At 48.8% G+C, this 244-nt stretch carries 1 protein-coding gene; it reads right to left on the bottom strand.

The features are described from left to right. Positions 1-9: 9 nt before the first annotated feature. Positions 10-244: YidC/Oxa1 family membrane protein insertase (locus tag LD028_RS09325; protein WP_237811654.1), on the bottom strand; the 235-nt coding region annotated here is incomplete at its 5' end.

Genomic DNA, 244 nt, shown 5'->3' with positions numbered 1-244 from the left:
TCACTTCTTTCACTTTTTCGCTCCTCCTGAATGGGCGGCAATCTCCGGCCCTTTAATGAGATACGTTTGCACAATGGAGAAAATATTTCCGACGACCCAGTAAAGCGACAAAGCAGCTGGGAAGTTGATCGCGAAAATGACGATCATAATCGGCATCATCCAAAGCATCATCGCCATTTGTGGATTTTGCTGAGCGGAGCCGGCCATCATGATTTTCTGCTGGATGAACGTCGTCACGCCGGCA

This window comes from Anoxybacillus sp. LAT27, from assembly GCF_022030075.1.
Taxonomy (GTDB): Bacteria; Bacillota; Bacilli; order Bacillales; family Anoxybacillaceae; genus Anoxybacillus; species Anoxybacillus kestanbolensis.
The sequence above is the reverse complement of the archived record's forward strand: the minus strand, read 5'-3'. Positions and strand labels throughout refer to the sequence as shown.